At 71.7% G+C, this 26,251-nt stretch carries 20 protein-coding genes; 7 read left to right on the plus strand and 13 right to left on the minus strand.

What is annotated here, in order from left to right; translation table 11 throughout:
- Positions 1 to 656: 656 nt before the first annotated feature.
- The 3 genes from ACFYZS_RS35675 to thyX form a co-directional block, all read right to left on the minus strand.
- The gene (locus ACFYZS_RS35675; RefSeq protein WP_053693205.1) at positions 657 to 2,342 is read right to left on the minus strand and encodes a ribonuclease J; all 1,686 of its coding nucleotides are present in this window, start codon (positions 2,340 to 2,342) and stop codon (positions 657 to 659) included.
- Between the two features lie 120 nt (positions 2,343 to 2,462).
- Entirely contained in the window at positions 2,463 to 3,362 is a 900-nt protein-coding gene (gene dapA / locus ACFYZS_RS35680; protein ID WP_389022205.1) for a 4-hydroxy-tetrahydrodipicolinate synthase, read from the minus strand.
- Positions 3,363 to 3,610: 248 nt separating this feature from the next.
- Positions 3,611 to 4,351, minus strand: coding sequence for an FAD-dependent thymidylate synthase (thyX, locus tag ACFYZS_RS35685; RefSeq protein ID WP_389022208.1), 741 nt, complete (start codon positions 4,349 to 4,351; stop codon positions 3,611 to 3,613).
- Positions 4,352 to 4,598: 247 nt separating this feature from the next.
- On the opposite strand from thyX, the gene ACFYZS_RS35690 reads away from it, so the two are divergent.
- Together ACFYZS_RS35690 and ACFYZS_RS35695 are read left to right on the plus strand one after the other, a co-directional pair.
- On the plus strand, positions 4,599 to 4,838 hold the full coding sequence (locus ACFYZS_RS35690; protein WP_389022211.1) for a hypothetical protein: 240 nt from the start codon (positions 4,599 to 4,601) through the stop codon (positions 4,836 to 4,838).
- Positions 4,839 to 4,885: 47 nt separating this feature from the next.
- Complete coding sequence (locus ACFYZS_RS35695) at positions 4,886 to 5,452, plus strand: PH domain-containing protein (RefSeq protein ID WP_389022214.1); 567 nt, start codon at positions 4,886 to 4,888, stop codon at positions 5,450 to 5,452.
- An 86-nt stretch (positions 5,453 to 5,538) separates the two neighbouring features.
- Here ACFYZS_RS35695 and ACFYZS_RS35700 read toward each other — a convergent pair whose 3' ends face one another.
- The 6 genes from ACFYZS_RS35700 to eccD form a co-directional block, all read right to left on the minus strand.
- The gene (locus ACFYZS_RS35700; protein ID WP_389022217.1) at positions 5,539 to 5,997 is read right to left on the minus strand and encodes a hypothetical protein; all 459 of its coding nucleotides are present in this window, start codon (positions 5,995 to 5,997) and stop codon (positions 5,539 to 5,541) included.
- Between the two features lie 18 nt (positions 5,998 to 6,015).
- A complete protein-coding gene (gene dapB, locus ACFYZS_RS35705) occupies positions 6,016 to 6,771 on the minus strand; it encodes a 4-hydroxy-tetrahydrodipicolinate reductase (protein ID WP_389022220.1) in 756 nt (251 codons plus the stop codon).
- A gap of 75 nt (positions 6,772 to 6,846) precedes the next feature.
- Entirely contained in the window at positions 6,847 to 8,226 is a 1,380-nt protein-coding gene (locus ACFYZS_RS35710; RefSeq protein WP_389022223.1) for a M16 family metallopeptidase, read from the minus strand.
- A complete protein-coding gene (locus tag ACFYZS_RS35715) occupies positions 8,223 to 10,445 on the minus strand; it encodes a polyribonucleotide nucleotidyltransferase (RefSeq protein ID WP_030161432.1) in 2,223 nt (740 codons plus the stop codon). Before ACFYZS_RS35715 ends, ACFYZS_RS35710 begins: the two co-directional genes overlap by 4 nt.
- A 312-nt stretch (positions 10,446 to 10,757) precedes the next feature.
- The gene (gene rpsO / locus ACFYZS_RS35720; protein WP_030161433.1) at positions 10,758 to 11,045 is read right to left on the minus strand and encodes a 30S ribosomal protein S15; all 288 of its coding nucleotides are present in this window, start codon (positions 11,043 to 11,045) and stop codon (positions 10,758 to 10,760) included.
- A gap of 172 nt (positions 11,046 to 11,217) precedes the next feature.
- Complete coding sequence (eccD, locus tag ACFYZS_RS35725) at positions 11,218 to 12,723, minus strand: type VII secretion integral membrane protein EccD (RefSeq protein ID WP_389022227.1); 1,506 nt, start codon at positions 12,721 to 12,723, stop codon at positions 11,218 to 11,220.
- Between the two features lie 218 nt (positions 12,724 to 12,941).
- Here eccD and eccCa point away from each other — a divergent pair, with 218 nt between their 5' ends.
- Both eccCa and ACFYZS_RS35735 read left to right on the plus strand, forming a co-directional pair.
- A complete protein-coding gene (gene eccCa, locus ACFYZS_RS35730; RefSeq protein WP_389022229.1) occupies positions 12,942 to 16,907 on the plus strand; it encodes a type VII secretion protein EccCa in 3,966 nt (1,321 codons plus the stop codon).
- 159 nt (positions 16,908 to 17,066) lie between these two features.
- A complete protein-coding gene (locus ACFYZS_RS35735) occupies positions 17,067 to 17,312 on the plus strand; it encodes a DUF397 domain-containing protein (protein WP_030161442.1) in 246 nt (81 codons plus the stop codon).
- A gap of 94 nt (positions 17,313 to 17,406) precedes the next feature.
- Here the strand turns inward: ACFYZS_RS35735 and ACFYZS_RS35740 are convergent, their stop codons facing one another.
- The 4 genes from ACFYZS_RS35740 to eccB all read right to left on the minus strand — a co-directional run bounded on the left by ACFYZS_RS35740 (position 17,407) and on the right by eccB (position 21,245).
- On the minus strand, positions 17,407 to 17,715 hold the full coding sequence (locus tag ACFYZS_RS35740) for a WXG100 family type VII secretion target (protein ID WP_389022233.1): 309 nt from the start codon (positions 17,713 to 17,715) through the stop codon (positions 17,407 to 17,409).
- Between the two features lie 84 nt (positions 17,716 to 17,799).
- Positions 17,800 to 18,135, minus strand: a complete 336-nt coding sequence (locus tag ACFYZS_RS35745; protein WP_030859748.1) for a WXG100 family type VII secretion target — start codon at positions 18,133 to 18,135, stop codon at positions 17,800 to 17,802.
- A 213-nt stretch (positions 18,136 to 18,348) separates the two neighbouring features.
- The gene (gene mycP, locus ACFYZS_RS35750) at positions 18,349 to 19,626 is read right to left on the minus strand and encodes a type VII secretion-associated serine protease mycosin (RefSeq protein WP_389022236.1); all 1,278 of its coding nucleotides are present in this window, start codon (positions 19,624 to 19,626) and stop codon (positions 18,349 to 18,351) included.
- A gap of 11 nt (positions 19,627 to 19,637) precedes the next feature.
- Positions 19,638 to 21,245, minus strand: a complete 1,608-nt coding sequence (eccB, locus tag ACFYZS_RS35755) for a type VII secretion protein EccB (protein WP_389022239.1) — start codon at positions 21,243 to 21,245, stop codon at positions 19,638 to 19,640.
- A 277-nt stretch (positions 21,246 to 21,522) separates the two neighbouring features.
- Between eccB and eccE the strand changes: the two genes are divergently transcribed.
- The 3 genes from eccE (at position 21,523) to ACFYZS_RS35770 (ending at position 26,228) form a co-directional block, all read left to right on the plus strand.
- Positions 21,523 to 22,797 (plus strand): type VII secretion protein EccE, encoded by a 1,275-nt coding sequence (gene eccE, locus ACFYZS_RS35760; protein WP_389022241.1) that lies wholly within the window; start codon positions 21,523 to 21,525, stop codon positions 22,795 to 22,797.
- Positions 22,794 to 23,492: a hypothetical protein gene (locus ACFYZS_RS35765; protein WP_389022244.1), complete on the plus strand. Its 699-nt coding sequence runs from the start codon at positions 22,794 to 22,796 to the stop codon at positions 23,490 to 23,492. The genes eccE and ACFYZS_RS35765 overlap by 4 nt, the downstream gene beginning before the upstream one ends.
- A gap of 228 nt (positions 23,493 to 23,720) precedes the next feature.
- Positions 23,721 to 26,228, plus strand: coding sequence for an SCO5717 family growth-regulating ATPase (locus tag ACFYZS_RS35770; RefSeq protein WP_389022246.1), 2,508 nt, complete (start codon positions 23,721 to 23,723; stop codon positions 26,226 to 26,228).
- Positions 26,229 to 26,251: the final 23 nt, after the last annotated feature.

Raw genomic sequence — 26,251 nt, forward strand, 5'->3', positions numbered from 1 at the left:
ATGTGTTAAGCACGCCGCCAGCGTTCGTCCTGAGCCAGGATCAAACTCTCCATGAATGTTTACCGGTAATCCGGTGCACACACACGTAGAGCGGGCCAATCATGTCGGAATATGACCGACTGACCACTGCGTCCTCGCTGTGTAATTGCCTGCAGGCATCACCCGAAGGCGACCTCACAGGTCTTTTTCAAAGGAACCTCATCCACCGAAGTGGACGGGGTATCAACTTCTGGCGTTGATTTTTGGCACGCTGTTGAGTTCTCAAGGAACGGACGCTTCCTTTGTACTCACCCTCTCGGGCTTTCCTCCGGGCTTTCGTTCTTGCGTTTCCGACTCTATCAGAGTCAGTTCCGCTTGCTTTCCGGGTTCTTCGCTTTCGCGCTTTCCCTTTCCGGCGGTTCCAACCTTACCAGATCCTTTCCGCCCCGTTTCCGGAGTGGAATTGAATTCGGTGGCCGTTGGAGGGCCTTTCCCTTTCGGGCGGATCAGACTTTATCAGGTTTCCCCGGTCTCGAATCCCACCCGCTCGCGCATGACACGTACGGACACACGTGTGTGCCCGGGGTGTTGTGCGAGGTGGAGACGTAAACGTACTGGAGCGGGGCCCCGGATGCAAATCCGGTTGCCCCGCTCCAGTGATGGCGCTACGGCGAGGCTCAGACCTCGACGACGACCGGGAGGATCATCGGCCGGCGGCGGTAGCCGTCCGAGACCCACTTGCCCATGGTCCGGCGGATGAGCTGCTGGATCTGGTGCGGCTCCGCGACGCCGTCGGCGGCGGCGCGGGCGATGGCTTCCTCGATCTTCACCATGACCGACCCGAAGGCCGAGTCCTCGATGCCGGAGCCGCGAGCCTGGATGTTCGGGCCGCTGACGACCTTGCCCGTGCTGCTGTCCACGACCACGTAGACCGAGATGATGCCCTCGTCGCCGAGGATCCGGCGGTCCTTGAGCGAGGCCTCCGTGACGTCGCCGACCGAGAGGCCGTCCACGTACACGTACCCCGCCTGGACCTTGCCCGAGATCCGGGCCTTGCCGTCGATCAGGTCGACGACCACGCCGTCCTCGGCGATGACGATGCGGTCCTTCGGGACGCCCGTCATGGCACCGAGCTCGGCGTTGGCGCGCAGGTGGCGCCATTCGCCGTGGACCGGCATGAGGTTCCGCGGCTTGCAGATGTTGTAGAAGTACAGCAGCTCGCCGGCGGAGGCGTGGCCCGAGACGTGCACCTTGGCATTGCCCTTGTGCACGACGTTGGCGCCCCAGCGGGTCAGGCCGTTGATCACGCGGTAGACCGCGTTCTCGTTGCCCGGGATCAGCGAGGACGCGAGGATCACGGTGTCGCCGGGGACGATCCGGATCTGGTGGTCGCGGTTGGCCATGCGGGACAGGGCCGCCATCGGCTCGCCCTGGGAGCCCGTGCAGACCAGCACGACCTCGTCGTCCGGCAGGTCGTCGAGGGTCTTGACGTCGACGACGAGGCCGGCCGGGACGCGCAGGTAGCCCAGGTCACGGGCGATGCCCATGTTGCGGACCATCGAGCGGCCGACGAAGGCGACCCGGCGGCCGTACTCGTGGGCGGCGTCGAGGATCTGCTGGATGCGGTGCACGTGGCTGGCGAAGGACGCCACGATGATCCGCTTCTGGGCACCCGCGAAGACCCCGCGGATGGCGTTGGAGATGTCGCGCTCCGGCGGGACGAAGCCCGGGACCTCGGCGTTCGTCGAGTCCGAGAGGAGGAGGTCGATGCCCTCTTCACTCAGACGCGCGAAGGCGTGCAGGTCGGTGAGGCGGTTGTCCAGCGGCAGCTGGTCCATCTTGAAGTCGCCGGTGGCGACGACCATGCCCGCGCCGGTGCGGATGGCGACCGCGAGGGCGTCCGGGATGGAGTGGTTGACCGCGATGAACTCGCAGTCGAAGGGGCCGAGGTTCTCGCGCTCGCCTTCCTTCACCTCGAGGGTGTAGGGGCGGATGCGGTGCTCCTGGAGCTTGGCCTCGATGAGGGCCAGCGTCAGCTTGGAGCCGATCAGCGGGATGTCCGGCTTCTCCCGGAGGAGGTACGGGACGGCGCCGATGTGGTCCTCGTGACCGTGCGTGAGGACGATGCCCTCGACGTCGTCGAGCCGGTCCCGGATGGACGAGAAGTCCGGCAGGATCAGGTCGATGCCCGGCTGCTCCTCCTCGGGGAAGAGGACGCCGCAGTCGACGATCAGCAGGCGACCGTCGAACTCGAAGACGGTCATGTTGCGGCCGATCTCTCCGAGGCCGCCCAGGGGGGTGACCCGGAGGCCGCCCTTGGGGAGCTTCGGCGGCGGGCCGAGTTCAGGGTGCGGATGGCTCAAAAGTATCTCCTCACCACACACGCCACGTACCTCGTCGTAAGGCACGCGGCGCGCATGTCATTCGTGCACTTGCATTCGTCTGTTGTGTTCGTCGTGCTTATTCAGTTGTGAAGTCTGGTGTCAGAGCTGTACCCCGCCGGCGGCAAGATCGATCTTGAGCTGGGCCGTCTCTTCGGCCGTCAGCTCGACCAGCGGGAGGCGGAGCGGCCCCGCGGGCAGCCCCTGCAGGTTCAGCGCGCCCTTGGTGGTGATCACACCCTGCGTGCGGAACATGCCGGTGAAGACGGGCAGCAGCTTCTGGTGGATCTCGGTGGCCTTCTGGACGTCGCCGCCCAGGTGGGCCTCGAGCATCGCGCGGAGCTCGGGGGTGACCACGTGGCCGACCACGGAGACGAATCCGACGGCGCCGACGGACAGCAGCGGCAGGTTCAGCATGTCGTCGCCGGAGTACCAGGCGAGTCCGCTCTGGGCGATGGCCCAGCTGGCGCGGCCCAGGTCGCCCTTGGCGTCCTTGTTGGCCACGATGCGGGGGTGCTCGGCGAGCCTCACCAGGGTTTCGGTGTTGATCGGGACGCCGCTGCGGCCGGGGATGTCGTAGAGCATCACCGGGAGCTCGGTGGCGTCGGCGATCGCCGTGAAGTGCCGGTAGAGGCCCTCCTGCGGCGGCTTGCTGTAGTACGGGGTCACCGCGAGCAGGCCGTGGGCGCCCGTGCGCTCGGCCTGGCGGGCGAGCTCGAGGGTGTGGCGGGTGTCGTTGGTGCCGATGCCGGCGACGACGTGGGCCCGGTCGCCGACCGCTTCGAGGACGGCTCGTACGAGGTCGTTTTTCTCCGCGTCGGTGGTGGTCGGGGACTCGCCGGTGGTCCCGTTGATGACCAGGCCGTCATTGCCTGCGTCCACCAGGTGGACGGCGAGCTGCTGCGCGCCGTCGAGGTCGAGTGCGCCATCCGCCGTGAACGGCGTGATCATGGCGGTGAGGACCCGCCCGAAGGGGGTCTGCGGAGTCGAGATCGGAGCCATGGGTAACACGCTACTCGCTGCCATGCTCGCGTTGTCCCCTCGGGGGACGTCAAGAGGGTGTGGCTCCCGGCACGGGCCGGGAGGGTTGTTGGATCCCGGCACTGCCTGCTCGGGGGTTCAAGCAGTGCCGGGTCCGTTTGATCAGCCTAGATGAACTTTACGAAACGTGGCAATACGGACACTTCGGACTTGACTCCGCACATCCGTACGCCAGGGGCTCATCCGTCCCCATCGGGCCGTACCGGCGCTTACGGGGCGACCCGGCCGTTGGCGTTGTACGCGGCGTACGTGAGCGGCATGAGCGAGGCCCAGTGCCGCTCCATCTTCTCGCCGACCATCTCGATCTCCCGCTGCGGGAAGGACGGGGTGGTCGCGAGCTCGTGCTGCGTGCGCAGGCCGAGGAAGTGCATGAGGGAGCGCGCGTTGCAGGTGGCGTACATCGAGGAGAAAAGTCCGACCGGCAGGACCGAACGGGCAACCTCCCGTGCCACGCCCGCCGCCAGCATCTCCTGGTAGGCCTCGTAGGCCTGACGGTACGAGTCCTCCATGACCCGGCCCGTCAGTTCCTGCTGGGCCGCGGTGCCCTCGACGAAGACGTACTTGCCCGGACGGCCCTCCTGGACGAGCTTGCGCTCGGCGTCGGGGACGTAGAAGACCGGCTCGAGCTCCCTGTAGCGGCCCGATTCCTCGTTGTACGACCAGCCCACGCGGTGCCGCATGAACTCGCGGAAGACGAAGATCGGGGCACTGATGAAGAAGGTCATCGAGTTGTGCTCGAACGGGCTGCCGTGCCGGTCGCGCATCAGGTAGTTGATGAGGCCCTTGGAGCGCTCCGGGTCCTTCTGGAGCTCCTCGAGCGACTGCTCGCCCGCCGTGGAGACGCGGGCGGCCCACAGCACGTCGGAGTCGGCGGCGGAGTGCTTCACCAGCTCCACCGTCACATCACTGCGGAAGCTGGGTTTCAGGTCTGAAGCGGCGGTCTCGCTCACCGGGGGTCCTTCCGAACGACTCTCTTGGGGCGCGCCCACTCTACGGCGCGGCCCGGGGCGCGGTGCGCAGCTCTCCGGCCGGCCCGGGCGGCGGTCCCGTCACCCTTTCAGCTGACGCCCAGCCATAAAATTTGGTTAATGTCCCGAATTCCGGCACCGATTGGGCGGTTCGTACGTCTTTACCAGTACACGCCACACGCACCTGTCGTCACCGCCCCCGGGCCCCGACCGTGAGGAGAGTCGCTCTATGTTTCGCCGGAGCGAGCCCGTCCCGTTCGCCTTCGTCGCCGAGGCCGACCGCTTCCGCAGCAACGTCACTCCGCCGCCGCGCGAGCGTCTGGGCACGGCCCAGATGGCCGCCCGTAGTCTGGTCGGGCTGACCGTGGTGGCCGGGCTCGTCGGCTCCCTGCTCTTCGGCTTGCCGGCACTGCAGCCGCACCAGGCGCCCGCCAAGTCGCAGCAGTCGGAGGCCTCCGAGGGGCGGTAGCCTCACGGTCAAGCCCAACCGAACGTGCATGTGAGTGAGGTACAGCCGTGCCCCTGCCCTTCTTGACGGCCGACCGCGCGTTCGACGCGCACGAAGACAGTGCCGACGAGGACGTCCTGGCCCACGAGGACCCCGACCGCTGGCGCCGGCCGTACCGGCCGGGGCCCTGGCGGGTGGCGGGCGCCGCGCTGCTGCTCCTCCTGGCCGCGTTCATGCTGCTCTCCACGATGATCATCGCGTTCGCGGGCACCTGGGCCGGAGCCCTCGTCTGCCTGGCCGCCGCGCTCTGCGTGATCGGGTCGGCGCTGCGGATGCTCATGGCGGGCGTCTGGGTGAGCCCCGCCGGGCTGCGCCGCGTGTCCTTCTTCCGGACCCGCTCGATCGCCTGGGACGAGATCACCGCGGTCCGTACGGTCCAGCAGCCGGTGCGCTGGCTGGGGCTGCCGCGGACCGTCCAGGGCCAGGCGCTGACGGCGGCGGGGCGCGGCGGCGAGGAGCTGCCGGTGCTGCTGACCGACCACAACGCCGACTTCCTGTCGCGGACCGAGGCGTTCGACCGCGCCGCCGACATGGTCGAGGCCTGGGCCGAGGAGTACCGGGCCGTGCCCGCCTGACGCGGACGTCCAAAGCCCTGGAAGCCCGTACGGGATCCGCCGAGGCGGCCCGTACGGGCTTCCTGGTTCCGCGGGGTCCGCGGGCCTTACGGGGCCGCCTGGCGGCGCGGGCCGCCGTGCAGGGCGATGGCCCGCTGCATGGCCTTGCGGGCCCGCGGGGTGTCGCGGGCGTCGTGGTAGGCCACGGCGAGGCGGAACCAGCTGCGCCAGTCCCCCGGCGCGTCCTCCGTCTCGGCCTTGCGGCGCGTGAAGACCTCGTCGGCGGAGTCGCGCAGGATCCGGCCGTACTGGTCCCGCTCCAGCTCGTCGACGGGCAGTCCGCCCTCGGCCTCCAGCTCGGTCGCGAGCTGGTTCGCCTTCGTCACGAACTGCGTGTTCTTCCAGAGGAACCAGACGCCGATGACCGGCAGGATCAGCACCGCGGCGCCGAAGACCACGGTCAGCGGGGTGCCCTGCCGGATCAGCAGCACGCCCCGGCTGCCGGCCAGGACGAAGTAGACGACCAGGACGGCGGCCGTGAGGAAGTAAGTGATCTTCGCGCGCATGGGACTACTGCCTGCTCATCAGCCGAGGTCGAGGAAGTTTTCCAGGCCGAACGTGAGGCCCGGGTGCTGCACGACGCGGCGCGCGCCGAGCAGGATGCCCGGCATGAAGCTGCTGTGGTGCAGGGAGTCGTGACGGATCGTCAGGGTCTCGCCCTCGCCGCCGAGGAGCACCTCCTGGTGGGCCAGCAGGCCGCGCAGGCGGATCGCGTGCACCGGAACCCCGTCGACGTTCGCGCCGCGCGCGCCGTCCAGGGCGGTGGCGGTGGCGTCGGGCTGCGGGGCGCAGCCCGCCTCGGCGCGGGCGGCCGCGATGAGCTGCGCCGTGCGGGTCGCGGTGCCGGAGGGGGCGTCGACCTTGTTGGGGTGGTGGAGCTCGACGACCTCGACGGACTCGAAGTAGCGGGCCGCCTGGGCCGCGAACTTCATGGTCAGGACGGCGCCGATGGAGAAGTTCGGGGCGATGAGCACACCCGTCTGCGGGGAGCCGGCCAGCCAGGTGTCCAGCTGCGCGAGGCGCTCCTCGTTCCAGCCGGTGGTGCCGACGACCGCGTGGATGCCGTGGCCGATGAGGAAGTCGAGGTTCCCCATGACCGAGTCGGGCGTGGTCAGCTCGACCGCGACCTGCGCGCCGGCCTCGGCCACCGTCTCCAGTTTGTCGCCGCGGCCGAGGGCGGCCACCAGCTCCATGTCCTCGGCGGCCTCGACGGCCTTGACCGCTTCGGAGCCGATGCGGCCCTGGGCACCGAGAACCGCTACCCGCAGCTTGCTGCTCATGCTTCTTCGCTTCCTGTCGTACGGGCCGGGCACCGGCCGGCGGCGGCCGGTGCCCGGCCTCGGGGTGTCAGCGTCTCAGGCGACCGCTTCGTCGAGGCGGGCGGCCTGCTTCTCCTTCAGCGGGCCGACCACCGCGAGCGACGGCCGCTGGGCGAGTACGTCGGCGGCGACCGCGCGGACGTCGTCCGGGGTGACGGACGCGATCTTGGCCAGCATGTCGTCGACGGACATCTGGTCGCCCCAGCAGAGCTCGCTCTTGCCGATGCGGTTCATGATCGCGCCGGTGTCCTCCAGGCCGAGGACGGTGGAGCCGGACAGCTGGCCGACGGCCCGCTTGACCTCCTCGTCGGTGAGCCCCTCGGAGACGACCTTGTCGAGCTCGCCGCGGCAGATCCGCAGCACGTCGTGGACCTGGTTCGGGCGGCAGCCCGCGTACACGCCGAAGAGGCCGGTGTCGGCGAAGCCCGAGGTGTACGAGTACACGCTGTAGGCCAGGCCGCGCTTCTCCCGGACCTCCTGGAAGAGGCGGGAGGACATGCCTCCGCCGAGTGCCGTGTTCAGCACGCCGAGGGCCCAGCGGCGCTCGTCGGTGCGGGCGAGGCCGGGCATGCCGAGCACCACGTGGGCCTGCTCGGTCTTGCGGTTGACCAGCTCGACCCGGCCGGAGGTGCGGATGCGCTTGGTGCCGCCGCGCGGGCCGATCGGCTCGGCGTCGGTGTGCCCGAGGGCGCCGGCCTTCTCGAAGGCCGCGCGGACCTGGCGTACGACCTTGTTGTGGTCGACGTTGCCGGCCGCGGCCACGACCAGGTGGCGGGGGTCGTAGTGCTTCTTGTAGAAGCGGCGGATCCGGTCGGCGCCGAGGGCGTTGATCGTGTCGACGGTGCCGAGGACGGGGCGACCCAGCGGGGTGTCCCCGTACATGGTCTGGGCGAACAGGTCGTGGACCATGTCGCCCGGGTCGTCCTCGGTCATCGCGATCTCTTCGAGGATGACTCCGCGCTCGGCGTCGACGTCCTCCTCGCGGATCAGCGAGCCGGTGAGCATGTCGCAGACGACGTCGATCGCCAGCGGCAGGTCGGTGTCGAGCACCCGCGCGTAGTAGCAGGTGTACTCCTTCGCCGTGAAGGCGTTCATCTCGCCGCCGACCGCGTCGATCGCGGAGGAGATGTCGAGGGCGCTGCGCTGGTGCGTGCCCTTGAAGAGGAGGTGCTCCAGGTAGTGCGTGGCACCGTTGAGCGTGGGCGTCTCGTCCCGGGAGCCCACGTGCGCCCAGATGCCGAAGGTGGCGGAGCGGACCGAGGGCAGCGTCTCGGTGACGATGCGCAGTCCGCCGGGGAGGACGGTGCGCCGGACGGTGCCGATGCCGTTCTCCCCCTTGAGGAGGGTTTGGGTACGGGCGACGGCCCGCCCCTCCGAAGAGGGGCGGGCCGTCACACGGGAACTACGCGACGTCACTTGTCGGAGTCGTCCTTGTCAGCGTCGTCACCGGCGGCCTCGCCGTCGATGACGGGGATCAGGGAGAGCTTGCCGCGCTGGTCGATCTCGGCGATCTCCACCTGGACCTTGGTGCCGACCGCGAGCACGTCCTCGACGTTCTCCACGCGCTTGCCACCGGCGAGCTTGCGGATCTGCGAGATGTGCAGCAGGCCGTCCTTGCCGGGGAGCAGGGAGACGAAGGCACCGAAGGTGGTGGTCTTGACGACCGTACCCAGGTAGCGCTCGCCGACCTCCGGCATGGTCGGGTTGGCGATGCCGTTGATCGTGGCGCGGGCGGCCTCGGCGGCCGGGCCGTCGGCGGCACCGATGTAGATGGTGCCGTCGTCCTCGATCGTGATCTCGGCGCCGGTGTCCTCCTGGATCTGGTTGATCATCTTGCCCTTGGGGCCGATGACCTCACCGATCTTGTCCACCGGGATCTTGACGGTGATGATCCGCGGGGCGTTCGGGGACATCTCGTCCGGCGTGTCGATCGCTTCCATCATCACGTCGAGGATGTGGAGGCGGGCGTCGCGGGCCTGCTTGAGGGCCGCGGCCAGGACGGAGGCCGGGATGCCGTCCAGCTTGGTGTCGAGCTGGAGGGCGGTCACGAACTCCTTGGTGCCGGCGACCTTGAAGTCCATGTCGCCGAAGGCGTCCTCCGCACCGAGGATGTCGGTGAGGGCGACGTAGTGGGTCTTGCCGTCGATCTCCTGGGAGATCAGGCCCATGGCGATGCCGGCGACGGGGGCCTTGAGGGGCACACCGGCGTTCAGCAGCGACATGGTGGAGGCGCAGACCGAGCCCATGGACGTCGAACCGTTGGAGCCGAGGGCCTCGGACACCTGGCGGATCGCGTACGGGAACTCCTCGCGGGTCGGGAGGACCGGCACGATCGCGCGCTCGGCGAGCGCGCCGTGGCCGATCTCGCGGCGCTTGGGCGAGCCCACGCGGCCGGTCTCACCGACGGAGTACGGCGGGAAGTTGTAGTTGTGCATGTAGCGCTTGCGGGTCACCGGGGAAAGGGTGTCCAGCTGCTGCTCCATACGGAGCATGTTGAGGGTGGTGACGCCCAGGATCTGGGTCTCGCCACGCTCGAACAGCGCCGAGCCGTGCACGCGCGGGATGGCCTCGACCTCGGCGGCGAGGGTACGGATGTCCGTGATCCCGCGGCCGTCGATGCGGACCTTGTCCTTGATGACGCGCTCGCGCACCAGGGCCTTGGTCAGGCTGCGGTAGGCGGCGGAGATCTCCTTCTCGCGGCCCTCGAAGGCCGGGAGGAGCTTCTCGGCGGCGATGTCCTTGACGCGGTCGAGCTCGGCCTCGCGGTCCTGCTTGCCCGCGATGGTCAGCGCCTGGGCGAGGTCGCCCTTGACGGCGGCCGCGAGGGCCTCGTACACGTCGTCCTGGTAGTCCAGGAAGACCGGGAACTCGCCCTCGGGCTTGGCGGCCTTGGCCGCCAGGTCCGCCTGGGCCTTGCAGAGGGCCTTGATGAAGGGCTTCGAGGCGTCGAGGCCGGCGGCCACGATCTCCTCGGTCGGCGCCTCGGCGCCGCCCTTGACCAGGGCGATGGTCTTCTCGGTGGCCTCGGCCTCGACCATCATGATCGCGACGTCGCCGTCCTCCAGGACGCGGCCCGCGACGACCATGTCGAAGACGGCGTCCTCGAGCTCGGTGTGCGTCGGGAAGGCCACCCACTGGCCGCGGATCAGCGCGACGCGGACGCCGCCGATCGGGCCGGAGAAGGGCAGGCCGGCCAGCTGCGTGGACGCGGACGCGGCGTTGATCGCGATGACGTCGTACAGGTGGTCCGGGTTGAGCGCCATGACGGTGGCGACGACCTGGATCTCGTTGCGCAGGCCCTTCTTGAAGGACGGGCGCAGCGGGCGGTCGATCAGGCGGCAGGTGAGGATCGCGTCCTCGGAGGGGCGGCCCTCGCGGCGGAAGAAGGATCCGGGGATCTTGCCGGCCGCGTACTGCCGCTCCTCGACGTCCACCGTCAGGGGGAAGAAGTCGAGCTGGTCCTTGGGCTTCTTCGACGCGGTGGTGGCGGAAAGCACCATCGTGTCGTCGTCCAGGTAGGCAACGGCGGAGCCGGCGGCCTGGCGGGCCAGGCGGCCCGTCTCGAAGCGGATGGTGCGGGTGCCGAAGGAACCGTTGTCAATGACGGCCTCGGCGTAGTGGGTCTCGTTCTCCACTAGCGTTTTCTCCATTTTCGTCGTCTCCGTCCGCTGCCCGTGTGGCTGCGGACGGTGCGGAGAAGCGCTCCTTGCGTGCGGGCCGGTCTTCGATCGAAGTACCCGGTTCGGTGCCCGTGGGGCTTTCCGGGTACCACTACCGAGGACCGGCGGCCTGGGAGGGCGCTCCTCCTCTTCAGTTGTGCACGTGGTTCGCGGTGCACGTTGCGTCCAGACTACAAAGCGTCCGGTACGTCCCGCACGTAGAGCGAGTGCACGTACAGCAAAGGGAGCGGCCCCCGAGGTGTGGGAACCGCTCCCTTCACAGCGTCTTTACTTGACGCCGGCCGCACCGCGGCGGATGCCGAGGCGCTCGACCAGCGTACGGAAGCGCTGGATGTCCTTCTTGGCCAGGTACTGCAGCAGGCGGCGACGCTGGCCGACCAGGATCAGCAGACCACGACGGGAGTGGTGGTCGTGCTTGTGGGTCTTGAGGTGCTCGGTCAGGTCCGTGATGCGCTTGGAGAGCATCGCGACCTGGACCTCGGGGGAGCCGGTGTCGCCCTCCTTGGCACCAAACTCGGCGATGATCTGCTTCTTCGTAGCGGCGTCGAGCGACACGCGTACTCCTCGTATAGGTCTTCGTAGCCACCGAGTGCCCCAGGTCGAATTCTCTGGGGATCTTCCGTAACTCGGGAGGCGGGGTCCGCTGAGCGCAGCCTCCAGAGGAATCCGGGGGCGCGTACACAAACGGCCGTCACACAGCGTACCAGGCTGCCGCACGGCCCCCGTCTCAGCTGGTGAGAGAGCGGGCCCGGGCGTACACGTCCAGCACGGCGAGGGCCAGCGGGACAAGACTGAGCAGTACTGCCGCCTCGGTGAGGTCGAGCAGCCGTCCCCAGAAGGGTGACAGGCCCTTGCGGGGGATGACAAGCGCAATTCCCGCGAGGAGGGCCGCGCCGGCGGCGACGGCCGCGGAGAGCCAGATCGTACGGAGGTCCAGGCCGCCGCGGTCGTGGTACTGGACGAGCTCGCGGACCAGGTCGGCCGGCGGGTGCAGGGCCAGGCCCAGGATCAGCAGGGCGACGGCGGCCAGGCCGGCGGCCAGGGTGCACACCACCTGGGAGGTGTACCGGAAGAGGCGGGCGCGCAGCAGCATGGCCAGCCCGGTGGTCAGTGCCAGCAGCCGGCCCCAGGTGTTGTCGGAGAAGCCGAGGACGGCGGCGGAGCCGACGGCGACCGCGGCGCAGCCGCCGACCAGGCCGAGCAGCATCTCGTGGCCGCGGCGGGCCTGGGCGGCGATGGCCTCGGCGTCGAGCGGGGCGCCCGGGTCGTGCTGCTCGGCGCCGGAGGGGTCGGCGTACGCCTCGGTCTCGTAGCGGTCAGGGGTCTCGTAATCCTCGACGGCGCTCTGCGGGGCGGCGTAGCCGATGGGCAGCCGGGCGAAGCGGGCGGAGAGGCCCGGCAGGAAGGCGACGAGGCCGATGGCGACGGGGGCGCAGACGGCGGCGGTCGCGGTGGCGGAGGCGTCGGTGACGATGGCGAGGAAGGTGGCCAGGGTTCCGGTGGCGGAGAGGAAGGTGGCCGCGACGAAGGGCGCGTCCCCGTCGGGGGTGAGCGCGACCAGGGCGACGGAGGCGACGAGGACGCAGACGCAGCCGAGGAGGAACTGGAGCTTGCCGGGTCCCTCGCCGGCCGCGGCGGCGACGATGCCGGAGCCGGCGATCAGCAGCAGCGGGAGGGCGCCGAGGCCGAGGGCGACGGCGGAGCCGCGGTCGCGGTAGACCCGGGCGCGCACGCCGGCGGCGGCGGTCAGGAGCACGCCCGCGGCGCCGGCGATGATGCCGGGCAGGCCGTGCATGTCGTGGCGGACCGGGTCGGCGTACCAGAGGACGAGGCCGAGCAGGACGAGCAGCAGGGCGGCGCCGATCAGGCCCGCGCCGCGCAGCATGTCGTCGCTCCAGCGGTGGCGGTCGCGGACGACGGCGGAGGCCACGGCGTCGGAGACGTCGTCGAAGACGGCGGGCGGCAGCGAGTCGGCGAACGGGCGCAGGCTCAGCACCTCGCCGTCGAGGACCTGCTGGGCGGCGAGCGTGCGGGCGCCGTCGAGGACGGTGCCGTCGCGGCGGACCAGGTGGAAGCCGGTGGGGGCGCCGACGGGCTGGGTCTGGCCGGTGAGGCGCAGCAGTTCGGGATAGACGTCGGCGACGGCGATGTCCTCGGGGAGGGCGACGTCGATGCGGCTGTCGGGAGCCACGACGGTGACCCTGCAGAAGCCCGTCGTTGCGGCCGTACTCACCTGTGTGACCCCCCTGGTTGGCGAAGCGGGTGCATGCACCGCCGCCTTGGATTCGCCGTGGATTCGCGGATGCGCATGCTGCGCGGGCCACCCTACCGGGCGTATGAGTGACTGTCGGCAAGTAGGATCACCGTCGCGCAGGGGAGACCCCCTTCGCGCCCGGGACTTGGGGGCGCCGGTTGCGACGTCCCGTCCGTTTTCGAGGGATTGATGCTCCGGTGAGTCAGATCGTCGTCAAACGCCCGCCGCGGTCCTTGCCGCCCGAAGTTCCTTCGGACGAGCTGAGGCTGGAGGCTCCGCCGGAGCTTCCCCGCGGGCAGCAGGAGGGCATGCTGATGCAGCTCCTGCCGATGCTCGGCATGGGCTCGTCGGTCGTCTTCTTCTTCATGCCGGGTGCGGCGCCCTTCATGCGCATCATGGGTGTGCTGATGCTGGTGTCCACGGTGGGCATGGTCCTGGCCCAGCTGGTGCGCCACCGGCGCGGTACGCAGGGGCAAATGGCCGATGTCCGGCGGGACTACCTGAAATACCTCGCGCAGACCCGCCGTCAGGTCCGCAGGACCGCCCGGGCGCAGCGCGACGCGCAGCTGTATCTGCACCCGGCGCCCGAGCAGTTGTGGTCGGTGGTGGCCGAGGGCTCGCGGCTGTGGGAGCGGCGCGTCGGCGACGAGGACTTCGGGCAGGCCCGGCTCGGGCTGGGCGCGCAGCGCCTCTCGACTCCGCTGGTGGCCCCGGACACGGCTCCGGTGGACGAGCTGGAGCCGCTGACGGCGGGCGCGATGCAGCGCTTCCTGAAGGTGCACTCCTCGCTGGACGGGCTGCCGGTGGCGGTCTCGCTGCGGGCGTTCTACCACGTGACGGTGTCCGGGGAGCCGGAGTCGGCGCGCGGGACGGCGCGGGCGCTGGTGGCGCAGCTGGCGACGCTGCACTCCCCCGAGGACCTGGTGGTGGCCGTGGTGGCGGCGCCCGGTGCGGTGCCGTCCTGGGACTGGACGAAGTGGCTGCCGCACACGCAGGTGCCGGGGCAGGTCGACGGGGCCGGTACGAAGCGGCTGTTCAGCGATGACCTGACCGAGCTGGAGGGGCTGCTGGCGCCCCGCCTGGAGGGGCGGCCGCGGTTCAGCCGGGACGTGTCCCCGGTGCTGGACCAGCCGCACCTGGTCGTCGTACTGGACGCCAACTCGCGCGGCGGCCTGGTGCCGCCGGACTCGGCGTTCGCGGCGGCCGAGGGGCTGCAGGGCGTGACCATCGTCGAGGTGGTCGCGGGTGAGCTGGACGAGCCGCGCGGCGGGCTGTCGGTCGTGGTGCGGCCGGGCCGGCTGCGGCTGGAGTCGGGAGCGGGGATCGCCTACGAGGGCGTACCGGACACGCTGTCGCTGCCGGCGGCGGAGGCCCTCGCGCGGCAGCTGGCGCCGCTGCGCACGGGCGGCGGGGACGACGACGAACCGCTGCTGGCCAACCTGGACTTCACGGACCTGCTGAACCTGGGCGACGCGGCCTCGATCGACGTGGCCCGCACCTGGCGGCCGCGCTCGGCCGGTGAGCGGCTGCGCGTGCCGATCGGTGTCGGCGAGGACGGCACGCCGGTCATGCTGGACCTGAAGGAGGCGGCGCAGGAGGGCATGGGCCCGCACGGCCTGTGCGTGGGCGCGACCGGTTCCGGCAAGTCGGAGCTGCTGCGCACGCTGGTGCTGGGTCTGGCGGTCACGCACACCTCGGAGACGCTGAACTTCGTGCTCGCCGACTTCAAGGGCGGTGCGACCTTCACGGGCATGGGGCAGATGCCGCACGTGGCCGCGGTCATCACCAACCTGGCGGACGACCTCACCCTCGTGGACCGCATGGGCGACTCGATCCGCGGTGAGCTGCAGCGCCGCCAGGAGCTGCTGCGCTCGGCCGGCAACTACGCGAACATCCACGACTACGAGAAGGCGCGCGCGGCGGGTGCCCCGCTGGAGCCGCTGGCCTCGCTGGTGCTGGTCATCGACGAGTTCAGCGAGCTGCTGACCGCGAAGCCCGACTTCATCGACATGTTCATCCAGATCGGCCGCATCGGCCGTTCGCTGGGCGTGCACCTGCTGCTGGCCTCGCAGCGCCTGGAGGAGGGCAAGCTGCGCGGGCTGGACACGTACCTGTCGTACCGGATCGGTCTGCGGACCTTCTCGGCGGCCGAGTCGCGGACCGCGATCGGCGTGCCGGACGCGTACCACCTGCCCTCGGTGCCGGGCTCGGGCTACCTGAAGTTCGGTACGGACGAGATGACGCGCTTCAAGGCGGCGTACGTCTCGGGCACCTACCGCTCGGGCGGCCCGGACCTGTCGGTCGGGCTGTTCCCGGTGGAGCGGCGGCCCGCGCTGTTCACGGCGGTGCCGGTGCCGGTCGTGTACGCGGCTCCGGACCCGGCGTACCTGGCGGCGCAGTCGCAGCGGGAGGACGACGCGCTCGCGGACACGGTGCTGGACGTGATCGTGGGCCGGCTGGAGGGGCAGGGGGTGCCGGCGCACCAGGTGTGGCTGCCGCCGCTCGACCAGGCCCCGCCGCTGGACCAGCTGCTGCCGGCGCTGGCGCCTTCGGCGGAGCGGGGGCTGCACGCGGAGGGGTACACGCGGCCCGGCGGGCTCGTCGTACCGCTCGGCCTCATCGACAAGCCGTTCGAGCAGCGGCGCGAGGTGCTGTACCGGGACTTCTCGGGTGCGGCGGGCCACATGATGGTGGTCGGCGGCCCTCAGTCGGGCAAGTCGACGCTGATGCGGACGCTGATCTCCTCGTTCGCGCTGACGCACACCCCGCGCGAGGTGCAGTTCTACGGGCTCGACTTCGGCGGCGGCAGCATGTCGTCGATCTCCGAGCTGCCGCACGTGGGCGGGATCGCCTCGCGCCTGGACCCGGAGCGGGTGCGGCGCACGGTCGCGGAGGTGGGGGGCATCCTCAACCGCCGCGAGGAGTTCTTCCGCTCGAACAACATCGACTCGATCGGCACGTACCGGCGGCGGCGCGCGGCGGGCGACCTGCCCGGCGAGGCGTGGGGCGACGTGTTCCTCGTCATCGACGGCTGGGGCGGCTTCCGGACCGAGTACGAGGGCCTGGAGCCGGTGGTCACGGACATCGCCTCGCGGGGTCTGGGCTACGGCATCCACGTGGTGATCACGGCGGCGCGGTACATGGAGGTGCGGGCGGCGCTCAAGGACCAGATGCTGAACCGGCTGGAGCTGCGGCTCGGCGACGTCATGGACTCCGAGTTCGACCGCAAGGTCGCGGCGAACGTGCCGACGGGGATGCCGGGGCGCGGCCAGGTCGCGGAGAAGCTGCACTTCCTGGGCGCGCTGCCGCGGATCGACGGCGCGCACGATCCGGAGGAGCTGTCGGAGGCCACGGCCGCGTTCGTGTCGGCGGTGAAGCAGAACTGGACGGGAGCCGCGGCTCCCGGCGTACGGCTGCTGCCGCGGCTGCTGCACGCCGACCAGCTGCCCCGGGGCGGCGACCAGCCCGGCCGCGGGCTGGCCATCGGCATCGACGAGACGGACCTGGAGCCGGTGTTCGTCGACTTCGAGAGCGATCCGTTCTTCCTGGTCTTCGGTGAGAGCGAGTCCGGCAAGACGAACCTGCTGCGGCTGATCTGCCGGCAGATCGCGGAGCGGTACACCCCGGAGCAGGCCCGCCTCGTCGTCGGCGACTACCGGCGCAGCCTGCTCGGGGCGCTGCCGGAGGAGCACCTGCTGGAGTACGCGCCGATGGCGAGCTCGCTGCAGACGCACATGGAGGCGCTGGGCGGGGTGTTCTCCCGGCGCCAGCCGCCGACGGACGTCACTCCGCAGCAGTTGCGCGACCGCAGCTGGTGGACGGGCCCGGACGTGTTCATCGTGATCGACGACTACGACCTGGTGGCCACCAGCCAGGGCAATCCGCTGGCCCCGCTGGTGGAGTACCTGCCGTTCGCCCGCGACACGGGCGTCCGCTTCATCATCGCGCGCAACTCGGCGGGCGCGTCCCGTTCGATGTACGAGCCGTTCATGCAGCGCATCAAGGAGCTCGGCGCGCAGGGCGTGGTCCTGTCGGGTGATCCTTCCGAGGGCGACCTGATCGGCAACGTCCGCCCCCGCCCGATGCCCCCGGGGCGCGCGTACTTCTCCTCCCGCAAGCGCGGCACGTCCCTGGTCCAGCTGGGCCGCCTGCCGGGCGCGTAGGGACCCGGCAAGGAGCGCGGACGCGAAGCGGGGCCCGGCTGCCGGCCGGGCCCCGCTTTCCTGTGATCAACGGGAAACGCTCCCCCGGGAGTGGCGGGAGCGTCGATAATCGGGAGGGAAGACCGCGGGAGCACCGCACCGCCGAGGGAAGGGCCGCACATGGGCACCCAGCAGGAGAAGGACGAGCTGTACGCGCTCGACATCAGCGGCGTGGAGTGGGAGGGCCCCCCGGGGTCCAGCCCCGACGAGGAGCGGGTCGAGATCGCGCGGCTGCCCGAGGGTGCGGTGGCCATGCGGTCCTCCCTCGACCGGGACACCGTCCTGCGCTACACGGCGGCCGAGTGGGAGGCCTTCGTACTCGGGGCCAGGGACGGGGAGTTCGACCTCGACCGCGGCCCGCGCTGAGGCCCCGTACCACGGGACGGCGCGCAGGAAACGGCACGAAGGGGCGCGCCCGGCCGGGCGCGCCCCTTCGTCATGCGGCTGTGGCCGACCGGGCTCAGTAGGCCTCGGTGAACAGGCGCGAGGCCTTCACGTCGGTGGCGCGGTAGTCGCCCTTGCCGCGCTCGATCAGCGTGGCGACCTGCTCCAGCTGCTTGTGCATGTGGTCGGCCTTGCCCTTGTACTTCCCCTGGAGGGTGACGTACGCCTGGTGCGCCTCACCGTCCCAGGTGTCCGTGACGACCTTCAGGGCCTGGTCCATCTCCTCCAGGTCCGTCATGATCTTCTTCGAGACGACGCGGATGCGGTTCGCCATCTCCTGGACGCTTTCATACCGGACCCGGGTGTGCCCGCTGTCACCGGACATGCTGTGCTCCTTCGCGCTGAGTTGAGTGGGACGACGTGACGGCCCACGACCTGGTCGGCAGGTCGGATGCCGTCGAGCGGCAGGTCAGATGCCGTTGAGGCCCGAGCCGCCCTGGCCGGCGCCGGCCTGGACCGTCTTGAACGCCGCACGCACGTCGTCGTCCTGCGCGTTGCTGAGGTTCTTGGTCTGCGCGACCGCGTTGTGCAGCACGCCGAGCAGACGACGGATCTCGTCGTGGTCCTCGTTGACGACCGTCTGGGCGGAAACGAAGCCCGACGCACCCACACCGGTCCAGCCGGCGCTCACCGTGGCGAGGATGTCGGCCAGCTCGCGGGACTGGGTGGTGACGGCGCGGGCCGTCGTCTCGATCTTGTTCTTCGCCTGGACGATCGGATCGTCTGCGAGTCCGAAATTGCTCATCCGAAGCTCCTCACTTCTCAATTCGCCGGCAGAACCGGCGGATTGCGCAGCGGAAGGGAGGTTCCGGGCGCGGATTCGAGCCACGCACCACCGGAAATCCCCTCCGCCTCACGCGATCCCCCGATCACAGTCGTGAAGCCTGGTGTCACTCTAGCCAGTTCATCTGACAGCCCCAACACCAGTGGGCCGCTACCGTTGATGAACTGTGACGGTTCACTGCAAACGGCCCCGGCGCTTGCGCGCGTCGCGCACCACCGTCGCGGTGCCCGCGATGACCGCGATCAGCACGCCCGCGATGCCGAGAGCGTACGTCCCGAACCGCTCCGCGCGCTCCTGCGCCGTCTCGGTCAGGCGCAGCGCCGCCGCCTCGGGCGCGGCCGCCGGGGGCGGGCCGGGGTCCGGGACGGGGGCCTTGGGGACCTCGTGGTCCTGGGTGACCGCGCGGACCGGGTCCACGACCCCCCATCCGACGTAGTCGTCACGGCCGTTGACCGAGCGCTCCGCGGTCCCCTGGATCTGCCAGATGATCTGCTGCGGGGTCCAGTCCTCGTGCTTGGCGCGCAGCAGGGCCGCGACCCCGGCGACGTACGGCGCCGAGAAGCTGGTGCCGTTGTCGATGCACTGGCCGAAGCCGGGGACGGTGGAGACCATGTCCACGCCGGGCGCGGCGACCCCGATGAAGTCTCCGGGCTGGGAGAACGCGGCCCGCTCGTTGTTGCGGTCCGAGGAGGCCACGGCGAGGACGCCGGGGAAGGCCGCCGGGTAGGTCTTGCGCTTCTCGCCGGTCATGCCGTCGTTGCCCGCCGAGGCCACGACCACGACCTTGGCGTCGACGGCCCGCTGGACGGCCTTGCCGAGATCGGAGTCGGCGCTCAGGGGGACGTCGGTGTCCTGGGAGATGTTGATGACCTGGGCGCCCTTGGCCACCGCGTGGTCGATCGCCTGGCCGAGCGAGAGGGCGTTGCCCTTGCCCTGCCCGTCGTTCTGCCGGATCGGGATGATCACGGCGTCGGGGGCCAGGCCGACGAAGCCGGTGCCCTCCTGCGGGCGGGCCGCGATCAGCCCTGCGACCTTGGTGCCGTGGCCGACCGTGTCGGTGGTGCCGTCGCCCTTGGGGTCGATGAAGTCCTTGCCGGCGCCCACGTCGATGCCGCCGCTGAGCTGCGGGTTCGCCCGGTCGACCCCGGTGTCGATGACCGCGACGCGGACGGGCTTGCCGTTCTTGTCCTTGCCCTTGGTCTGCGCCCAGAGCGCGTCGAGCAGGAGCCGCTGCAGGGCCCAGGGGCGGTCGGCGATCTGCTTCTTCATGGGGAAGGTGCACTCGCCCGCGCCCGCGAGCTCCAGGGGGGCGGCGGCCGGTGCGCGGCCGGGCTCCGGGTACGGGGCCGCCGCGGCGGCGCCGGCCGCGGCGGCCGTGCCGGACAGCGCGGCGACGGTGAGGGCGGCGGTGACGAGCGCACCGCGCGCGTACGGGGACTTGGGCGTCGGCATCGGCGGCTTCCTCACGAACCCTGCGGCTGGCGGGCGGAGTTGGTGTCCAGGCGCGGGCCCTTCGAGAGGAACTCGGACCATGCGATGGGCACCATGGCGGGCGTGACGTTCCCGTAGCCGAGCCGGATCTGCGCCTGGCTGGCCTCGGGGCGGCCGTCGGCGGTGGCCTGGCCGTTCTGCTGGTCCGGGGCCCCGATCTTCGACTTCTCGGCGTCGCTGTCCCCGTTGGCCTGCACCGCGTACCGCAGGCCGGTGTCGGTGACCAGGAAGAGGGCGCCGCCCGCCGTGGTCTGCTTGCCCTGGGCCTGCGTGTAGAGCAGTCCCGAGCCGGGCGTGACGTACGCGCTGGTGCCGCTGGCGGTGATGTCGATGGGGAAGCCCGTGCCGGCCCAGGTGCTCAGCGTCTGGTTGCCCTGGCCGTCGACCGAGCGCAGCACGTTGCAGACGGTGTCGCGGGCGCCGGCGCCCTGCGGGGCCGCGCCGCCCTGCGCACCGGCGGCGTCCCCCGGCGCCGCCGTCATGTTGATCCGGTCGGACTTCTTCTGCGGCCACTTGGCCTCGGCCTTGAAGGCCGCGGTGTCCGGGTTGAGGGACTGGAGGTCCACCTCGTGGGGCTTGCCGTGCATGTTGAGGCCGTCGGTCGCGGGCGCCGAGATCAGCAGCCACGCCACGAAGTCGGAGACGGGCGCGACCTTCCCGGGCAGCACGACGTAGTGCTGCGCACCGGAGCCGGTCTGCGCCATCAGCACCATGCCGACCTTGTTGTCGGCGGTGGTCAGGCCCTGGACGTCCGCCTTCGTGCCGGCCGGGACCGGCAGCTGCGGGAAGGCCAGGTCTTCCCCGGAGTTGAGGGTGGCCAGCCACGACTCGGTCACCTGCTGCGGGGTCGCGCCGGTGCTGCCGACCAGGGCGTTGGTCATCTTCCCGGCGTCCGGGCCGCCTTCGGGGAACTTGTACTTCGTCCCGGAGGCGTCGACCAGGTAGCGCTCCTTGGCCCCGCCCGTGCTCTGCACGTACAGCATCTGCGTGTCGGTGACCTTGCGGGCGTCGTCCATCAGCCCCGCCTCGCGGTCGGCGAGGACGAACGTCGCCGTCTGCACGGTCTTGCCGTTGCCGCCCGGCGCCTGGCAGACGGCCCACCGCTTCGCCTTGCCCGCGTCCTGCGGGGCCGGCAGCCGGTCGGGCGCGTACGGGATGCCGATGATGGGCCCGCGCGGCGGCTTTCCCGCGTCCAGGACCTTGTCGTCGATCTGGACGACCTTGAACTTCTGCGGATCCAGGAGGAGTCGGGCGGAGGCGAGGTTCAGCACCGGGTGCAACCGGGTCTGGTCCTTGCCGTTCACCTTCGTCGTCAGGACCACGTACCGGGTCGTCGACTGCTTGCCGACGATGACCTTCGTACCGGCCTCGTCCCAGCCCTTGGGGGCCTGCGGCTTGAACATCCCCCACGCACCGAACCCGGCGAGTACGAGCGCCCCCACCACCAGTCCGGGCAGGACCGCGCGCAGCGGGCGCGGGGCGCCTTCCTCGGAGCCCGTGGCGGAAGGCTGGAGGAACGCGGCCACCGTGCGCCGCTTCGCAAAGGTGTACGCGTTGAGTTCATCACGTCGTGATGCCATGACCGCCTGCTTCTCCCCGCACGGCCCGGTCGGTGAGTACGGTCCCCGGGCCTCGATTGTCGGACCGGGCACCTACTATGCCTCTTGACGGAGGGCGGGTACGGGCCGGGTAGGGTGAGGCCGCCGCTTCCTGCCTTCCGGGCCGCACGCATTCAGGGGTCGTCGGGGCATCAGGGCTTGTTGGGGTGGATTGGGGAGATTCCGGGGTCATGCGGCGGGCAGCGTCCGGCTCCGGCACTCACGGGGTACGGCCCCGGAAAGGGGAGGTGGGCGCGTGATGGCCACCGCGACGCAGCCGCAGACGGGTGCATCCGCACCCGCACGCGGCGGGGTGACGCCGTATCCGAAGTCGAGCCCGGGCCGCTTCGGCCCGTTCCGATTGCAACAACTCGTCCTGCTCCAGATCGCCGTGGCCGCCCTGCTGGTGGCCTGGGTCGTGGAGCCGATGCTGCTGGTGCCCGCCGGTGTGCTGGCGCTCGCCCTGGTGGTGCTCGCCGTCGTACGCCGCCACCAGCGCTCCCTGCCCGAGTGGCTCGGCGGCGCCCTCGAACTGCGCGCGCGGCGCCGCCGGGCCGCTTCGTTCGCGGTGCCCGCGGGCACCGAGCCGGGGCTGGCCCCGCTCGTCGAGGCCGATCCGGCGCTGCGGACCCTCACCTTCAGCGACCGCGACCGGCGGCCCGTCGGGATGGTCGGTGACGGGACGTTCCTGACCGCCGTCGTGCAGGTGGACATGGACGCCACCGCGCTGCGGCCCGACCGCGGCGCGCGGCCGCTGCCGCTGGGGCTCGTACGGGACATCCTCGAAGTCGACGGCATCCGGCTGGAGTCGGCGCAGCTCGTGCAGCACACGCAGCCGGCGCCGGCCCCGCACCTGCCGGCCCAGTCGATGGCCACCCGCAACTACGCACCGCTCCAGGCCGCCACGGGCACCCCGGCGGTGCGGCTGACGTGGATCGCGCTCAAGCTCGACCCGGAGCTGTGCCCCGAGGCGGTCACCGCGCGCGGCGGCGGCCTCGGGGGCGCGCAGCGCTGTGTGGTGCGGGCGGCCGACCAGTTGGCGAGCCGGCTGACCGGGGCCGGGTTCCGGGCCACCGTGCTCACCGAGCAGGAGCTGACGGCGGCCCTGGCCACCTCCTCGTGCGCGAACCCGATGGCGATCACGCAGGCGGGGCGCACGGCGAGCACCGGCCGGCGGACGGAGGAGACGGCGCGGATCTGGCGCTGCGACGACCGGCGGCACACCACGTACTGGATAGCCCGCTGGCCGCAGCTGGGCGGCGGCGGGGCGGCGTCCCTGCCGCAGTTCGTGGCGCTGCTGACCTCGCTGCCGGCGCTGGCGACGAACTTCAGCCTGACGATGGCCCCGGCGGAGCGCCAGGGCGTGACGCTGACCGGCCACGTGCGGGTCACGGGACGCAGCGACGAGGAACTCGTGGCGGCCCGCCGGGAACTGGAGCGGACGGCCCGCGGCGTGCGCACCGGGCTGGTCCGGCTCGACCGCGAACAGGTACCGGGGCTGCTCGCCTCGCTGCCGCTGGGAGGGGCGCGATGAGGGGCGGCTTCGGGCTGATCGGCCCGCGCCGGGAACGGCATGCGGTCGCGGCGGCGGACCTGGACGCGCTGGCGCTGCCCGTCGGGGACGACGGGGTCGTCATCGGCGTGGACGCCGAGGGGCGTCCGGCGGTGCTCGGCATCAACCGGCCGACGCCGTACGAGATGACGCTGATCGGCGGCCTGTGGACGGCGCAGGTGCTGGCGCTGCGCGCGGCGGCCACGGGTGCGCGGGTCGCGGTGGAGACCGGGCGCGGGCAGGTGTGGTCCGGGCTGGCCCAGGCGGCGGGCGGCGGCCAGCAGTGCGTGACGCTGCACGAGGTGGGCCGGGTGCCGCCCCAGGGTGCTTCGGCGGGAAGCCCGGTACTGGTGATCCGGGACTGCGGGATGCGGCCGCCGCGCGGGCGCGTGGTGGCCGGGCCCTGGCAGTCGGTGCTGACCCTGCTGCCGTACCTGAGCCCGACGGCGCCGCGGCTGCTGCAGAACTCCTCGCTCGTGGGCGTCCAGCGGGTCTCCCCGGACGAGGCGCAGCAGCTCGGCCGCCTGATGAACCTGCCGCGGGCGGCGGTGGACTCGCTGCCGACGCTGGGCGACGGGGTCACCCTGTGGTGCACGCCGCGGGACCGCCAGTTCGTGATGACCCAGGGCACGGAGGCCGAGACCGGCCTCCTGGGCCCGTCCCGCCGCATCGACTGAGCCGGACCCTGGGGCGGAGTCCCGCCGAGGGACGGTGACGGTTGCTCAGGGGGCGGCCACCCTGTAGGCAGGACGGGAAGGACGACGCCACCGGGCCGGCCCGCACGGTCAGGCCCCGCGGCCCGTCCAACGGGGGCGGACACCGGCGTCGGCGCACACGATTAGGCTGAGCGTGGGCGCGGCGTCGAGGTGGGCGCCGGACCAGTGTTCGACAGACCAGGAGGACCAGTGAGCGGCGATCGGAACGAGAGGCGCGGCGGGACGTGGGACGTCCCGACGGACGATCAGTCCGACGCGGAGCCCGAGGTGACGGGCGAGTTCACCATCGACTACACCCCGCCCGCCTGGTACACGCAGGGCGCGGCCCCGGCCACTCCCGTACCGGGCCTCCCCGAGGGCAGCGGTTTCGAACCCCACCGTCCGTCGGACGTGGCCTCGCCCCCGACGATGCGGATCGCCCCGCCGGCCCCGCGCACGCCGTCGGACGGCGCGGGCGTGCCGTCCCCCTTCCCGGCCCCGGCCACGCCGCTCCCGGCACCCGAGGACGCCACCGCCCCGCCCGCGCCGTTCCCGGCCCCCGCCGACCACACGGCCCCGCCCGCGCCGTACCAGGTGCCGGCACCGGCGCCGGGCGACACGGCTGCGCCCCCGGCCTTCCCGGCCCCCGCCGACCACACGGCTCCGCCCGCGCCCTTCCCGGTCCCGCCGGTCCCGGCCGACGGCGCCGGCGCTCCCGCGGCGGAGGCGCCCGCCCTGCCCGCCCCGGCCCCCTTCGCTCCCCCGGCCCTGCCGGCGCCGGTCGAGGCGCCCGCGCTGCCGGCCCCGGCTCCCGCGCCCTCGGACGCGCCCGGACCGCTCGTGAAGGCCTCCTTCGAGGCACCCGCGCCCGCCGCGCGCCAGGACACCCCTCCCGACGGGACGCCCGTCCCGTTCGCGAGCCCCGAGCCCGCGCCGGAGGCTGCCCTTGCGGCTGCGGCCGCGGACGACGAGCCCCGGGACGCCGTCCCCGCGCCGGAGGCCCCGGCGCCCGTCAGCCCCGTGGACGCGGTTCACCCGCTCGTGGAAGCCCCCTTCGGGGGACCCGGAGCCGAACTCCCGGCCCTGCCGCCCGCGTTCCCCTCCCCCGCTGCGCCCCAGGACGGATACGGGTTCCCGCCCGCCCCGGGTCCGGCGCCCGCGCCCGCGCCCGCGCCGCAGGACGGGTACGGGTTCCCGCCCGCCCCCGGCCCGGCCGCGCCCGCGCCCCAGCAGGGGTACGGGTTCCCGCCGAACCCCGGCCCCGCCGCACCCGCGCCCGCGCCCGCGCCGCAGGACGGGTACGGCTTCCCCCCGGCCCCCGCACCGGCGCAGCCGATGCCCCAGCCCCAGCCGCCCGCCGAAGCGAGCGACTACGCCTTCCCGCCCGCGCAGGGCGCGCCCGTACCGCCGCACCACCAGCAGCCGCAGCCGCAGCCGCAGTACGACCCCCGTACCGGCGCCCCGTGGGCCACCGGACCCCAGCCGGGCCCGCAGCCTCACGACCCGCGCTACCAGCCGGGCCCCGGCACCGGCGGCGGCGCGCCCCTCGGCTACACCGCCGCCGTCGAGCTGTCCTCGGACCGCCTGCTGCGCGGCAAGCAGAAGCCCCGGCCCCAGCGCTCCGGGTTCCGCTTCGGCGGCAAGGCGGCCGAGGCGGAGCGCCTGCGCAAGCTGGAGCTGATCCGCACCCCGGTCATGTCCTGCTACCGCATCGCGGTCATCAGCCTCAAGGGCGGCGTCGGCAAGACCACGACGACCACCGCCCTCGGCGCCACCCTCGCCACCGAGCGCCAGGACAAGATCCTGGCCATCGACGCGAACCCGGACGCCGGCACCCTCGGCCGACGCGTCCGCCGCGAGACCGGGGCCACGATCCGGGACCTGGTCCAGGCGATCCCGTACCTGAACTCGTACATGGACATCCGGCGGTTCACCTCCCAGGCCCCCTCCGGGCTGGAGATCATCGCCAACGACGTCGACCCGGCCGTCTCCACGACGTTCAACGACGAGGACTACCGCCGCGTCATCGACACGCTCGGCCGCCAGTACCCGATCATCCTCACCGACTCGGGCACCGGGCTCCTCTACTCCGCCATGCGCGGCGTCCTGGACCTGGCCGATCAGCTGATCATCATCTCCACCCCGTCGGTGGACGGCGCCAGCAGCGCGAGCACCACGCTCGACTGGCTCTCCGCGCACGGGTACGCCGACCTGGTCTCCCGCTCCCTCACCGTCATCTCGGGAGTCCGCGAGACCAGCAAGATGATCAAGATCGAAGACATCGTGCAGCACTTCGAGACCCGCTGCCGGGGCGTCGTCGTGGTGCCCTTCGACGAGCACCTCGCAGCCGGTGCCGAGGTCGACCTCGACCTGATGCGGCCGAAGACCCGGGAGGCGTACTTCAACCTCTCCGCCCTCGTCGCCGAGGACTTCCTCCGCGCCGCCCAGCAGGCCCCCCAGGGCCACTGGGGAGCACCTCAGCAGCCCCAGCCCCAGCAGCCCCAGGCGTACCAGCAGCCTCCGCAGCAGCCGCAGCCGCAGCCGCAGCCGCAGGGCCAGCCGTACCCCCAGCCCCAGGGCCCGTCCCCGTACCAGCAGCCTCCGCAGCCGTACGCCCAGCCCTACCCGCAGCCCGGCCAGCCCTGGCAGCCCCAGCAGCAGCCGCCCCAGCACCCGCAGCAGCCCCAGCAGCCCCCGCGCGACCCGCGCCTCGGCTGACCGGACGACGGCAGCGAAAAGGG

This window comes from Streptomyces sp. NPDC001903 (genome assembly GCF_042891345.1).
GTDB lineage: Bacteria > Actinomycetota > Actinomycetes > Streptomycetales > Streptomycetaceae > Streptomyces.

What these genes read in the sequence shown, in the direction of transcription:
- dapA (WP_389022205.1), bottom strand. Translation starts at nt 3,362, where the DNA reads ATGGCTCCGATCTCGACTCCGCAGACCCCCTTCGGGCGGGTCCTCACC.
- ACFYZS_RS35690 (WP_389022211.1), top strand. Translation starts at nt 4,599, where the DNA reads ATGTTTCGCCGGAGCGAGCCCGTCCCGTTCGCCTTCGTCGCCGAGGCC.
- ACFYZS_RS35700 (WP_389022217.1), bottom strand. Translation starts at nt 5,997, where the DNA reads ATGCGCGCGAAGATCACTTACTTCCTCACGGCCGCCGTCCTGGTCGTC.
- dapB (WP_389022220.1), bottom strand. Translation starts at nt 6,771, where the DNA reads ATGAGCAGCAAGCTGCGGGTAGCGGTTCTCGGTGCCCAGGGCCGCATC.
- ACFYZS_RS35735 (WP_030161442.1), top strand. Translation starts at nt 17,067, where the DNA reads ATGGGCACCCAGCAGGAGAAGGACGAGCTGTACGCGCTCGACATCAGC.
- ACFYZS_RS35740 (WP_389022233.1), bottom strand. Translation starts at nt 17,715, where the DNA reads ATGTCCGGTGACAGCGGGCACACCCGGGTCCGGTATGAAAGCGTCCAG.
- ACFYZS_RS35745 (WP_030859748.1), bottom strand. Translation starts at nt 18,135, where the DNA reads ATGAGCAATTTCGGACTCGCAGACGATCCGATCGTCCAGGCGAAGAAC.
- mycP (WP_389022236.1), bottom strand. Translation starts at nt 19,626, where the DNA reads ATGCCGACGCCCAAGTCCCCGTACGCGCGCGGTGCGCTCGTCACCGCC.
- eccB (WP_389022239.1), bottom strand. Translation starts at nt 21,245, where the DNA reads ATGGCATCACGACGTGATGAACTCAACGCGTACACCTTTGCGAAGCGG.
- eccE (WP_389022241.1), top strand. Translation starts at nt 21,523, where the DNA reads ATGGCCACCGCGACGCAGCCGCAGACGGGTGCATCCGCACCCGCACGC.
- ACFYZS_RS35765 (WP_389022244.1), top strand. Translation starts at nt 22,794, where the DNA reads ATGAGGGGCGGCTTCGGGCTGATCGGCCCGCGCCGGGAACGGCATGCG.